This is a genomic window from Sulfurimonas sp., from assembly GCF_014859695.1.
In the GTDB taxonomy this organism is placed as follows: domain Bacteria; phylum Campylobacterota; class Campylobacteria; order Campylobacterales; family Sulfurimonadaceae; genus Sulfurimonas.
Map to the genome: position 1 here is coordinate 1 of NZ_JACUTS010000006.1, position 12,172 is coordinate 12,172.

Annotated in this window: 14 protein-coding genes; 9 read left to right on the forward strand and 5 right to left on the reverse strand. The window is 39.3% G+C overall.

Features of this window, described 5'->3' with window-relative positions:
- Positions 1–103: 103 nt before the first annotated feature.
- A complete protein-coding gene (gene ftsY / locus IBX42_RS02430) occupies positions 104–985 on the reverse strand; it encodes a signal recognition particle-docking protein FtsY (RefSeq protein WP_294928269.1) in 882 nt (293 codons plus the stop codon).
- The gene (locus IBX42_RS02435) at positions 986–1,546 is read right to left on the reverse strand and encodes a TlpA disulfide reductase family protein (protein WP_294928272.1); all 561 of its coding nucleotides are present in this window, start codon (positions 1,544–1,546) and stop codon (positions 986–988) included.
- Between the two features lie 54 nt (positions 1,547–1,600).
- Here IBX42_RS02435 and IBX42_RS02440 point away from each other — a divergent pair, with 54 nt between their 5' ends.
- Entirely contained in the window at positions 1,601–2,218 is a 618-nt protein-coding gene (locus IBX42_RS02440) for a 5-formyltetrahydrofolate cyclo-ligase (RefSeq protein WP_294928276.1), read from the forward strand.
- Positions 2,175–3,743, forward strand: a complete 1,569-nt coding sequence (rny, locus tag IBX42_RS02445; protein WP_294928278.1) for a ribonuclease Y — start codon at positions 2,175–2,177, stop codon at positions 3,741–3,743. Before IBX42_RS02440 ends, rny begins: the two co-directional genes overlap by 44 nt.
- A gap of 20 nt (positions 3,744–3,763) precedes the next feature.
- Here the strand turns inward: rny and IBX42_RS02450 are convergent, their stop codons facing one another.
- Complete coding sequence (locus IBX42_RS02450; protein WP_294928280.1) at positions 3,764–4,657, reverse strand: cation diffusion facilitator family transporter; 894 nt, start codon at positions 4,655–4,657, stop codon at positions 3,764–3,766.
- A 63-nt stretch (positions 4,658–4,720) separates the two neighbouring features.
- Between IBX42_RS02450 and cmoB the strand changes: the two genes are divergently transcribed.
- Positions 4,721–5,617, forward strand: coding sequence for a tRNA 5-methoxyuridine(34)/uridine 5-oxyacetic acid(34) synthase CmoB (gene cmoB, locus IBX42_RS02455; protein WP_294928282.1), 897 nt, complete (start codon positions 4,721–4,723; stop codon positions 5,615–5,617).
- Positions 5,614–6,114: a hotdog domain-containing protein gene (locus IBX42_RS02460; protein WP_294928285.1), complete on the forward strand. Its 501-nt coding sequence runs from the start codon at positions 5,614–5,616 to the stop codon at positions 6,112–6,114. The genes cmoB and IBX42_RS02460 overlap by 4 nt, the downstream gene beginning before the upstream one ends.
- Positions 6,115–6,122: 8 nt before the next feature.
- On the opposite strand, the gene IBX42_RS02465 is transcribed toward IBX42_RS02460, so the two are convergent.
- Complete coding sequence (locus IBX42_RS02465; protein ID WP_294928288.1) at positions 6,123–6,716, reverse strand: MBL fold metallo-hydrolase; 594 nt, start codon at positions 6,714–6,716, stop codon at positions 6,123–6,125.
- A 179-nt stretch (positions 6,717–6,895) separates the two neighbouring features.
- On the opposite strand from IBX42_RS02465, the gene IBX42_RS02470 reads away from it, so the two are divergent.
- The 4 genes from IBX42_RS02470 to argB are packed head-to-tail and all read left to right on the forward strand — an operon-like array spanning position 6,896 to position 10,605.
- The gene (locus tag IBX42_RS02470; RefSeq protein WP_294928416.1) at positions 6,896–7,702 is read left to right on the forward strand and encodes an NAD+ synthase; all 807 of its coding nucleotides are present in this window, start codon (positions 6,896–6,898) and stop codon (positions 7,700–7,702) included.
- Positions 7,703–7,713: 11 nt separating this feature from the next.
- The gene (locus IBX42_RS02475; protein WP_294928291.1) at positions 7,714–8,835 is read left to right on the forward strand and encodes a DegT/DnrJ/EryC1/StrS family aminotransferase; all 1,122 of its coding nucleotides are present in this window, start codon (positions 7,714–7,716) and stop codon (positions 8,833–8,835) included.
- Positions 8,836–8,846: 11 nt separating this feature from the next.
- On the forward strand, positions 8,847–9,770 hold the full coding sequence (locus IBX42_RS02480; protein ID WP_294928294.1) for a tetraacyldisaccharide 4'-kinase: 924 nt from the start codon (positions 8,847–8,849) through the stop codon (positions 9,768–9,770).
- Positions 9,754–10,605, forward strand: coding sequence for an acetylglutamate kinase (argB, locus tag IBX42_RS02485; RefSeq protein WP_294928297.1), 852 nt, complete (start codon positions 9,754–9,756; stop codon positions 10,603–10,605). Before IBX42_RS02480 ends, argB begins: the two co-directional genes overlap by 17 nt.
- 1 nt (position 10,606) lies before the next feature.
- On the opposite strand, the gene IBX42_RS02490 is transcribed toward argB, so the two are convergent.
- A complete protein-coding gene (locus IBX42_RS02490) occupies positions 10,607–11,749 on the reverse strand; it encodes an FAD-dependent oxidoreductase (protein ID WP_294928299.1) in 1,143 nt (380 codons plus the stop codon).
- 99 nt (positions 11,750–11,848) lie between these two features.
- Here IBX42_RS02490 and IBX42_RS02495 point away from each other — a divergent pair, with 99 nt between their 5' ends.
- The gene (locus IBX42_RS02495; RefSeq protein ID WP_294928302.1) at positions 11,849–12,151 is read left to right on the forward strand and encodes a DUF2018 family protein; all 303 of its coding nucleotides are present in this window, start codon (positions 11,849–11,851) and stop codon (positions 12,149–12,151) included.
- Positions 12,152–12,172 lie beyond the last annotated feature (21 nt).

Sequence of the window (12,172 nt, forward strand, 5' to 3'; positions counted from 1 at the left end):
CTAAAAACGCAAGAAATGTTGAAGAGATTGCGGCTGCCGCAGAGCATCTAAATGCTATGACTGATGAGCTACATGCGAAGTTGGAGACGTTTAGAACGTAAGACTAACTCTCATCTTCGATAAAAATGGCATCAAGCAATCCATCGACAAACTCATACTTGTCAAATGGTGTTAAGTTTTCGGGTTGCTCGCCTGTTCCAACGTAAAGAATAGGAAGTTCAAGTGCGTAAGCAATGCTGAAGATGCTTCCCCCTTTTGCCGTTCCATCAAGCTTTGTGATGATAATGCCGTCAATCCCTACCATCTCGTTAAAGGCTTTTGCCTGAGCGATTGCGGAGTTGCCCTGCGTGCCGTCAATGACAAGAACAGTTCTGTGCGGTGCGCCGCTATGCGCCTTATCGCAAATTTTAGCTATTTTTTTGAGCTCGTTTGCAAGATTTGTCTGCGTATGAAGTCTTCCTGCAGTGTCTATAATGACGTTGTCAAATCCTCTTGATTTTGCAGAGTCTATGGTGTCATAAGCAACTGCAGAGCTGTCGTGCCCCTGCTTGGAAGCGATGATGGGGATGTCGAGTTTTTTTGCCCAAAGGGTTAGCTGCTCTATGGCTGCTGCTCTAAAAGTATCTCCCGCTCCAAGAATGACTTTTTTGCCCTCACTCTTGTAGCGAGCTGCCAGTTTAGAGATTGTAGTTGTTTTTCCTGCACCGTTTACTCCGACAATCAACTCAACAAATGGAGAAGTGAACTTTGGTTCTTCGTATGATGTGTAGGCGAGGGTGGAAAGCAGCTTTGAGCGTAAAATATCACGCGTTACTTTCTCTTGGTATATTTCGCGAAGTATTATCTCTACAAGAGCGTACTCGACGTCGGCTTCGAGTAAAATATCTTCAATCTCATCTTTTGTAAATGATACTTTCTTTTTTGGAACTACCGATTTTAATGCTTCTGCAGTTTTTGAGAGAGATTTTTTTATAAAACCAAACATCTATTTACCCAAAGCATTTCTGAGGTCGCTGTCAATAAACTCCTCCTCTGTAGCGCCGACATAGTAGTTTATAAGCTTTGCATCTTTGTACATTGCCATAGTTGGAATAGGAAATCTCTCTCCAAGCTCTAGCTCTAGTACTAGTTCGTTTACAAGGCGGCGATTCTGGTCTGAGTTGACAAGAAGATATTTTGCGCCGTAAGTAGTTGCAAAATCTAGAAGTTTTGCATCCTCAATCTTATCCTCAACAGTTATGCCTATAATGACTAAACTATCTTTGTATTTCTCTTGAAGTGAGCTTAGATGAGAAGCGGCTGAGCGACATGGAGGGCACCATGTGGCAAATATATCAAAAATAACTATTTTGCCATCTGCACCCTCTAGCTTAAATCCTTTGCCCTCTTTTTTAACGATATACTGTTTTTTATCAAGCCCTGTTAAGACATACTCTTTTGCGGCAATCATCTCATTTGCACTGCTTTTTTTATCTTCGTTGCTTGAACAGCCTTGAAAAAGTATTGCCGATATAACCGAAAGAACTAAAATATTTTTTTTAAACATTTGCTTACCTTGTTTTTAGTAAAATGAGCGAAATTATAGCCATAAAGATTTTATATGCCTCTTACAAAAGCAATTTTTAGACGAAATTGTCTACAAAAAATTAAAAGCAGTCCGCTGCATAATCAATTTTACAAAAATGCCAAAATAGATGCTAAGCTCCTTAGGGAACTTAAAAGATTTAAAAACAAAAGAATACTTTTTTATACTTCACTCCCTTTTGAGGCAAATACTTTTAAATCAATTCAAAAGTTGAGAAAAAAATGTGATATTTTTGTTCCATTTATGGAAGGCGAAAGTTTTAAGATGGTACCATTTAGGTTACCGCTGAAAAAGAAAAAATTTGGTATTTATGAAGCGGGAAAAAGTTTAAGAGATATTAAAAAAGTTGATGTAGCTATAGTGCCCATTGTTGGCGTAGACGGAAATTTACAAAGAGTTGGTTTTGGAAAAGGGATGTATGATCGTTTCTTTGAAAAGTTAAAAAAGAGACCGTACACGATTTTTATACAATCAGAATTTTGTTACACAAAAGAGTTCATTTGTGATGCATACGACATTACATGTGATGTAATTATTACGCCAAATATTAATGTGCAAAATAAAAATATAGCTATAAAGAGGAATCAAAATGCTAAACGAGATACTAATTGGAGGCTCAATCGCTTCTGTTAGTGGACTTTTAGGTTTTTTCATTTCTAAAAAAATAACGAGTGCTAATTTTGATATATATGTCGAAAAAGCAAAAGCTCAAGCAAGTGCGATAGAAAATGAAGCGCAGTTGCTTCTTTATAAAGCAAATATAAAATCTCAAGAGATAGAGCTAGAGGCTACAAAGTTGTATGAAAATGCAAAAGAGAGAGCCAAAGCTGATCTTGCACAAAGAGAAGATGAGATTGTTAGAAAAGAGCAGAGTTTTAAACGCTATAAACAAAATGAAGAGAGAAGACTTCAAGATGAAGTATCTCTCTTAAAAGCAAGACAAGTTGATTTAAAAAGAAATGAAAAATCCCTAGGCTCACTAAAAAAGAGATACGAACAGAAGATAGACGAGGCGCTAAATGCTATAGAACACTGTGCAGGAATGACAAAAGATGAGGCAAAAGCCGTTTTGCTTGAAAAAGTTGAAGAGAAGTCGCGAGCAGATATAGCGCATATTGTAAGACGTTATGAAAATGAGGCAAAAACCGAGGCTAAAAAGAGAGCAAACTACATTTTGGCTCAGGCTACAAGTAGATATGCGGGCGAATTTGCCGCAGAGAGGCTTACAAATATTGTCCATCTCTCCGACGATGAGCTAAAAGGGCGCATCATAGGCAAAGAGGGCAGAAATATTAAAACCCTAGAAACTCTTTTGGGAGTTGATATTATTATCGATGATACCCCAAATGCGATTATGCTCAGCAGTTTTAATCTATATAGACGTGCTATTGCTACAAAAACTATAGAGCTTCTCATAGAGGATGGGCGTATTCAGCCTGCTCGTATTGAAGAGATTTACGCCAAAGTGTGCGATGAATTTGAGTCTGAGGTTTTAAGCGAGGGCGAGGAGATATTGGCTGATTTGGATATCGGCGTAATGCATCCTGAGCTTATAAAACTTATCGGAAAGCTTCGTTATCGTGCAAGTTACGGACAAAATGCACTTGCGCATACGCTTGAAGTTGCACATCTTGCAGGAATAATGACGGCTGAGATGGGCGGAGACGTGAAGCTTGCAAAAAGAGCAGGGCTTCTGCATGACATAGGCAAAGCTCTTACACACGAGAACAACGGAAACCATGTCGACTTGGGTGCGGCTATTTGCAATCGCTATAACGAGCATAGCGTAGTTATAAATGCTATTTATGCGCACCACGGGCAAGAAGAGATAAACTCTATAGAGTGTGGCGCAGTTTGTGCGGCAGATGCGCTCTCGGCTGCAAGACCTGGTGCCAGACGCGAGGTGCTTGAGAGCTTCTTAAAAAGAGTTACCGAGATAGAGGAGATAGCCTCAGAGCATACGGGTGTAAAACAGGCTTATGCAATCAATGCAGGACGAGAGGTGAGAGTAATTGTTAATGCCTCTTTAGTCAATGACGACGAATCTGTTTTAATGGCAAAAGAGATAGCCAAGGAGATAGAGCAGAAGGTTCAATATCCGGGCGAGATAAAAGTAAATGTCATCAGAGAGAACAGAGCTGTAGAGTTTGCAAAATAAGATATAAAGAGGAGGTCTATCTAATAGACATCCTCGGTAACATTCATCTCTGAATCATCGTATGGGTCCATGTGGATAAGTACATGCACATGTTTATCTTCAAAAAGTGCGCGAAATTTTGCTTCAAGTCTATCTGATATAAGATGCGCATCATAGAGCGATATGCTAACATTAAAGACCACATGAACAGAGATAAACATGTGAGAACCTGACTCTCTGGTTTTGAGGTCATGGTAGCCGTTAATATCGTTTTGGGTATCTAAAACCATTTCAATTTTTGTTAAATCTTCGGGTGAGAGAGCAGCATCCAGGAGCATAAACATCCCCTCTTTTATAATCGGAACCGCAGAGTAGATCATATAAAAGGCAATACCTATACCTAAAACAGGGTCTATAAGATGCTCTCCCGTAATTGAGATAAGTCCAAGCGCAAGCAAGATGGCACCGTTTGAGAAGAGGTCTGTTTTGTAGTGAAGTGCATCTGCTCTTATGACCATATTTTTTGTTTTTTTAGCGACATGGTTTAAAAAAGCGACTAAAAATGCAGTGATTACAAAAGAGGCAACCATAACGGCAATACTTGTTCCTATATACTCCATTGGCTTGTAGTTTACAATTTTTGATATCGCTTCATAGAGAATGAAAAGTGCAGAAAAAGAGATTATAAACCCCTCTATGACAGCGGCAAGAGGTTCGATTTTGCTGCGTCCGAAATGAAATTTATCATCGGGGTCTTTCTCTGAACTATTGAGAGCAAAATAGTTAAAAAGAGATACCGTTAAGTCAAGAAGCGAATCAATCGCCGAGGCTAAAACAGCAATAGAACCACTAAATATACCAACAGTCATCTTCATAAGTACAAGCACCGCCGCCACACTTGTTGAGACAACCGTAGCTTTCTTTTCCAATCTCATCAAACTCCTTATAGCTATCTTTTGATACAATTATAATTAAATTTTTTTAAGATAAAGTATAAGATGAATATAGATGCACTAAGAGAAGAGCGACAAAAGTGGATGAAGTGGAAAAATATAGCGCCGCTTCGTGAAGCTCTAGATGGTTTAGAGGATGGTTCATGGGAGGTAACTCTCGGCGATGCGGTAAAAATAAGCGGCAATTACCCAGACCTACCTGAGATACAGAGAGTGGCACGCATGATGATGCCTTGGAGAAAGGGACCGTTTGAAATATTTGACACATATATTGATTCCGAGTGGAGAAGCAACATCAAGTATAACTTACTGCGCAAACATTTTAATTTAAAAGATAGAAGAGTTGCCGATATAGGGTGCAATAATGGATACTATCTTTTTAGGATGCAGGAGGATGCACCGAAACTTCTTGTAGGCTTTGATCCTTCGCCGCTCTATAAGACGCAGTTTGATTTTATAAATCACTTTGTTAAGGGTAGCATTGTTTATGAGCTTTTGGGCGTAGAGCATTTAGAGTTTTATGAAGAGAAATTTGATACTATCTTTTGTTTAGGGGTTCTTTATCACAGGAGTGATCCGGTTGCTATGTTAAAATCTCTCTACAGAGGGCTTGATAAACAAGGCGAAGTGATACTTGACACTTTTTATATTGAGGGAGATGATGAGATGTGTCTGTGTCCCGAGTCCTCATACTCTAAGATACCAAATATCTATTTTGTACCGACTGTAAAAGCTCTAAAAAACTGGTGCACAAGAGCTGGATTTAGCGGATTTGAAGTCTTGGAAAAAACCGTAACAAACAGCGATGAACAGAGAAAGACCTCATGGATAGAGGGGCAGTCGCTGGAAGATTTTTTAGATAAAGATGAGAGCACAAAGACTGTAGAGGGGTATCCTGCTCCTGCAAGGGTATATGTAAAACTAACTAAGGACAGCAAATGAGCGAGAGAGAAGATAGAGATTTTGACGATAATGAAGAGCTCGAAGTAGAAGATTATAGAGCTAAAGATGATGTACTGCTAAAAACACATGAAGAGGTCAATCATGATCTCTGCGGAGAGATAGAGAAGATGGACATCGGGTATGTTGAATTAAAACTTGTAACCACCCATGATATGATTGCCGACTCAAAGGGCTTAATCCATGGAGGGTTTGTTTTTGGCGCGGCAGATTATGCCGCTATGGCTGCCGTTAATGAAAGAAATGTTGTTTTAGTCGCAAGCAACTGTCAGTTTTTGTCTCCTGTAAAATTTGGCGATATAATAAATTTTACGGCTAAAGTGCGTCATAAGGAGGGTAGAAAAAGAAACGTGCATGTTATCGGCAATGTTTTGGATATTAAAGTTTTTGACGGTGAATTTAAGACCGTTGTGACGGATAGACACGTACTAAAGCTAAAACTGACGGAAGAGGAGGGTGACAACGACGACCACGAATAACAAATCTATTAAAGATTTGCTATCCAGTAGTCGCTGTATTGCTGCTCTTGCTTGATTGTTGTCGTGTTTCCATGTCCCGGGTATATCGTTTTGTCGTAGGAGATTTTTTTAAACTCTTCTAGAGACTCCCTCATCTGTTGCGGCGAGGAGTATGGAAAATCTGTTCGTCCTATGGAGCGTTCAAATATAAAATCACCGCTAAACATCGCATCATTTATCTCTATTGTGGAGCACCCCGGTGTATGTCCTGGAAAATGGCGAAACTTTACTTTTACCCCGTTAAAATCAAACTCCTGATTTGGTTCTACTTCTACGTCAGGTTTTGAAGGCGGCAGATCAGGACTCCATGAACTTCCCAAAAGAAGCATTACATCCTCTTTTGGGGTGTAGAGTGGAACTTTTAATCTCTCTTGCAGCTCTGCATTGCTCCAGACATGGTCGAAATGTCCATGCGTGTTTAAGATGGCAACAGGGTTTGTAACATTTTGCATAACCCACTCGGTAGCGCCAATACCCGGATCAATTATAAAATCCATCTCCTCAACGGTTACTATATAGCAATTCGTTTGGTACTCTCCCATAGCTTTTACTTTTATTTTCATATGTATACTCCTACTAATTAATCTCATATAATTTGAACTCGTCCAAATTATATTCAGGCACTAAAGCTTTGCCCATAAGGGCAAGAGGAGTCATTTTGACTCCTTTTTTTATGAAAGTATAACATTGGTAACTAAAATTCGATATAATATTTTTTGTTAAACTGCTTTAAAGGCTGATGATGGGAAAGTATGAGCTTATAACAGAGTATCTACAATATTTTTTGGATGATGAAGTTCGTAAAACAGGCATTCAAAACGTCGTTTTAGGACTCAGCGGAGGCATTGATTCAGCTGTTGTTGCCGTGCTTGCCCAAAAGGTATTTAAAGAGAACCTCTTATGTGTAAAAATGCCTTCTCACTACTCGTCGCAAAGCTCTTTAGATGATGCGGATGAACTTTGTCGTGATTTTAAATTAAATGCCGTAACCGCATCTATTGAGCCGATGCTGAGAGCCTATGAAGAGCTGAACCCCGATATGGATAATCTGCGACGCGGAAACCTCTCGGCAAGACTTAGGATGAGCACTCTTTTTGATATTTCTGCAAAGCAAAAAGCTTTGGTTTTGGGAACTAGCAATAAGAGTGAGTTAATGCTTGGCTACGGAACTATTTACGGTGATTTGGCCAGCGCGCTAAATCCTATAGGCGATCTTTACAAGAGTGAGATATATGAGCTTGCGGAGTATTTGGGTGTAAGTAAAAGCATTATACAAAAAGCACCATCTGCAGATTTGTGGGCTGGGCAGAGCGATGAGGCTGATTTGGGCTATAGCTACGCCGACCTTGATGAAGCGCTAAAATATTATGTTGAAGATAGACTGAGCAAAGAAGAGATTGTGCAAAAGGGTTGTAACGAGAGTATGCTAGATATGATTGTAGAGCGTATTTTTCGTAACCAGTTTAAGAGGAAAATGCCTCTTATTGCCAAGTTGACATCCAGAACAATAAACCATGATTTTAACTATCCAAGAGATATAACACTATGAAGGAACAGAGAATGAAAATTGCATTTTATAGATATGAGAGTAGCAGAGAAGCACACTCAAACGTAAGTGACGTGCTAGATGGAGAAGATATAGACCAAGTTGAAGAGCTTGAGGGTGAATTTGCTTCGTACATAGGTGTTGATTATGCTTTGGCAACATCACATGGGACTTCGGCTCTTCATTTGGCAATGCTTGCAATTGACTTAAAAAGAGGGGACAAAGTAGTCTGTTCCGTAAATGCGCACCCTAACGTTCCGGAAGTTGTGCGTCATTTTGATGCCGAGCCTATTTTTATAGACATTGATTTTGAGAGCTATAATATAAATCTGGATAAGCTAGAGGCATATTTAGAAGAGAACAGCGCAAAAAAACTAAAAGCCGTTATTGTTACGCACGTAGCGGGGCAGTGTGTTGATTTAGACAGACTTTATGCGATGGCAAAGAGGTATGATGTAAAAATCGTAGAAGATGCTTCTGAAGCACTGGGAGTAACCTACAAAGGCGATAAAGTTGGTTCAACAGGAGCTGACATCTCTTGTTTTAACTTCTCTGCTCATCTAAAAAAAGATATTTGCAACGGCGGTATGCTTGTTTCAAATTCTGCAAAGATTATAGAGCGCGCAAAACTGCTTCGCTCACATGCCATGAAAAGAGATAAGGACTCTCTAGAGTATATCTACGATGTGGTTGATATCGGATTTGACTACACTATGAGTCAATTAAGTGCTGCGTATATTAGAGCGCAGATAAAAGAGCAGGACAAGAATCTACAGAGAGTTCAAGAGATAGCTCAGATGTACAATAAGGCTTTTGGAGAAGTAGAGCATGTTATGATTCCAAAACCTCAAAGAGATGACCATCCTTACTCTTTATATATCATTAAGGTAGATAAAAACAGAGACTCTTTTGCGCTTGAGCTTAAAAAACATGGTGTTGAGGTCGGACTTCACTATATCCCTCTTCATTTTTTGACCTACTACAAAAATAAGTACTCGCTTAAGGTAAATAATTTTCCGGTTGCACTCAAAACATATCAGCAGGTTATGTCGCTTCCAATTTATGCAAGTATGCAAGATAAAGAGGTGCAGTACGTTATTGAGAAGATAAAAGTAGTAGCATCGACAAGAGTTTAAAAAGCAAAAAATTGAAAAAAAAGCTAATCTTTTGGGTTGAAGAGTATTTCTACAACCCAAACTCCACTCAAAAAGTTCTCTCTCTTTTACTTCTTCCTTTTAGTTTTATTTACTGTTTTTGTATGTTTTTACGCTTTAAAAGCAAAAAAAGCGAAGATTTGGGCGTAGATGTTATCAGCGTCGGAAACCTAAGTGTCGGCGGAAGCGGCAAAACCCCTTTAGTAACTGCTCTTGCGTCAAGATATGAAGATGCGGCAGTGGTTTTAAGGGGTTATGGGCGTGAGAGCAGCGGTCTTGTAGTGGTAAGCAGTGGCAGTGAGATTTTATGCGACGTAGCCGCAAGCGGTGATGAAGCGATGATATATGCACACAAAATCCCAAGAGCAATCGTTATAGTAAGCGAAGATAGAAAAAAAGGGATACTAAAGGCTAAGGAGATGGGTGCTAAGATTGTTTTTTTAGATGATGCCTACTCAAAACATGAGATAAAAAAGCTTGATATTGTTATAGATGTAGAGAGTAAAAACTCATCATGTCTGCCCTCTGGTCCATTTAGAGAGCGACTTTGGAGTCAAAAAGAGGCTCTTGTCGTAAAAGAGGGAAGAGATTTTAAAAGAGTGGTTGAACTTAAAAATAAAAGTGATAAAATGTCGCTTATAACTGCCATAGCAAGACCTGAGAGGCTTGATAGCTATCTGCCTGAGGTTGTTAGTAAAAACTACTTTGAAGATCATCACTCATTTACAAAAGGTGAAGTTTTTGATATTCTTCAAAGAGACAAAGCTGAGTCGATTTTGGTAACATATAAAGATTTTGTAAAATTAGAGCAGTTTGATTTAAAGCTTTCACTGCTGGATATGCATGTGGAAGTTGATGAAAATATTTTTAAAACAGTAGATAATTATAGGGGACGAAATAGTGCAAAAAAAGATTGAAACAGTTCAGACGCTTCTTGAGGCCTTGCCGTTTATAAAAGAGTTTAACAAAGAGATAGTGGTTATAAAATATGGCGGTTCGGCACAAGAGTCTCCGCAGCTCAAAGAGAGATTTGCGCAAGATGTTCTGCTTATGTATCTAGTCGGTATTAAGCCCGTTATCGTTCATGGCGGCGGCAGACAGATAAATGAGATGCTGGATGCGCTTAGTATCGCTCCTAAATTTATAGACGGTCAGCGTGTAACTTCAAAAGAGGTAATGCGCATCGTCGAGATGGTGTTAAGCGGAGAGATAAACAAAGAGATAGTCTCGCTTCTGAACTCTCACGGGGCAAAAGCGATTGGAATCAGCGGAAAAGATGCGAAGTTTATAAGCGCTCGCGCAAAAGATTTTGCTAAATGGGGACTCACCGGCAATATAACAAACGTAGATGCCGATGTCATCACAAACCTCATTGCAGAAAAGTTTATCCCTGTAATTGCTCCAATAGCAGACGGCGGAGAGATGGGGCACCCCGGTTTTAACATCAACGCGGATTTATGCGCATCCTATGTTGCCAAAGCCATAGGTGCGAATAAGATAATATTTTTAACCGATACCGCTGGAGTGCTCAACAAAGACAAAGAGCTTTTAAGCACTCTAAACAAGGATGAAGTAGAGATTCTTAAGGCAGATGGAACAATCCACGGCGGCATGGTCCCAAAAGTGGATGCATGTCTTGAAGCAGTGGAGGGCGGTGTGCTTAAAGCTCACATCATTGATGGAAGAGTAGAGCACTCTCTTCTTTTGGAACTTTTTACATCCGCAGGTGTCGGAACGCAGATAGTTCTCTAGTTTAGCTCTTTCTAGCCATTTTGTAAAAAAGCTTTTGGGTTGATATCTCTTTGGGTATCGGCTCACCGTGCAGGATATTTTGAGTCAGGATTTTTGCCAGATAAGGACCGTAAACAAAACCTCTTGAACCCAATGCATTTATAACATACATATTTGGATAGTACTCTAACATCTCGGGCGGGATTTTTGTTCCGTTTTTGATACAAGGGTGTTTTTTGAGACTATTTTCATAATCAACCACTTTGCCGATTACCGGAAAGTAGCTTTTTATGGTTGCTCTGGCACCTTTGTATGTTTTTACAACCTCTAAATCCTCAAGTTTTATAAGCTCCTTTGCCTGTTTTAAAAGAGTCTGGGTCTGCATCTCATCGCTATCTTCATAAAAAGCGCACTTATCACAGGTTGTGAGACACTCCATTTTAGCACTATCATGTCTCTCCTGCGTAGCTCCAATGGAGAGAGTACCGTCTTGTTTGTTTGTTGAGACGGAGATTGATTTATGGATATTAAATGGGACTTTAGTCGTTGTTTTTACATCGATTCTAAGTCCAAAGATCGGCGATATCTGCATATAGGGAATCTTTACCAAAGAGTTGCTTACCCCCTGAGCCAAGATGATATTTTTGGCTTTTATATCCTCTAGAGTGTAGATGCCATCTTCAAAACAGAGCTCTTTTATATCTTTTTTGTAAAAATCACACCCTTTGGTTAACTCATGACAGATTTGCACAGGCTCTATAACTGCCGCGTTTTCATAAAAGTAACCCTCGATATCCATAAACTCTTTTGATATCTCATGTAGTTTTTTAGTGTCATAATGCTCACATGTCATGCTGTTTTGGGAGAGTTTGTCTTTATCGAAATTACCGTTTGCAACCCTAAGAACACCCTTTTTATCCACTGCACTTGGCAACAGATTTTGATAAAAATCCAAACAGTATTCAAGTGCATCATTGACTAGAGAGTTGTAAGGATTTGTCTTGCCGGGTAGAGGAGACAAAAATGCCCCTGCAGCACCGCTTGCACCTCCCGCAATCGCCTCTCTGTCTATGAATGCAACGCTTTTGTTCTCTTTGTGCAAAAAATAAGCCATGTTGCATCCAGCACTTCCGGCTCCGATTATTAAGAAGTCATATATTTTCATTTCGGCATTATAGAAAATAAAGCCTTAATGGTTAATTTTCAAGTATATATTGTTTTTGTGATGTTATAATCGTGCAAATATATAACTATAGGGTATAAAATGTATGGACTTTTTGATGATGAAGATGATCTACTAACCGGCTCGCCTAAGAGCAAACTAATGGATGTTATTTTCAATGCAAACAACGATGTAGTAAGATATGAGATTGAAAAATTTATCGACAGGGCTGCTGCCATGGAGATGATGATGAGAGAGCGATGCGGCGATAAATTTAGTGATGACGGCGATGAGGTAGAAAAAGAGATTCGCGCTTACACTCTTTCTAGAAGAGATGAAGTTGATGATTTTGCAAAAAATCTGTATATCGAAATGATGGGTGCAATTTTAACAAAGAGCGAATAGTTGAAAATTATTTTACGGCTA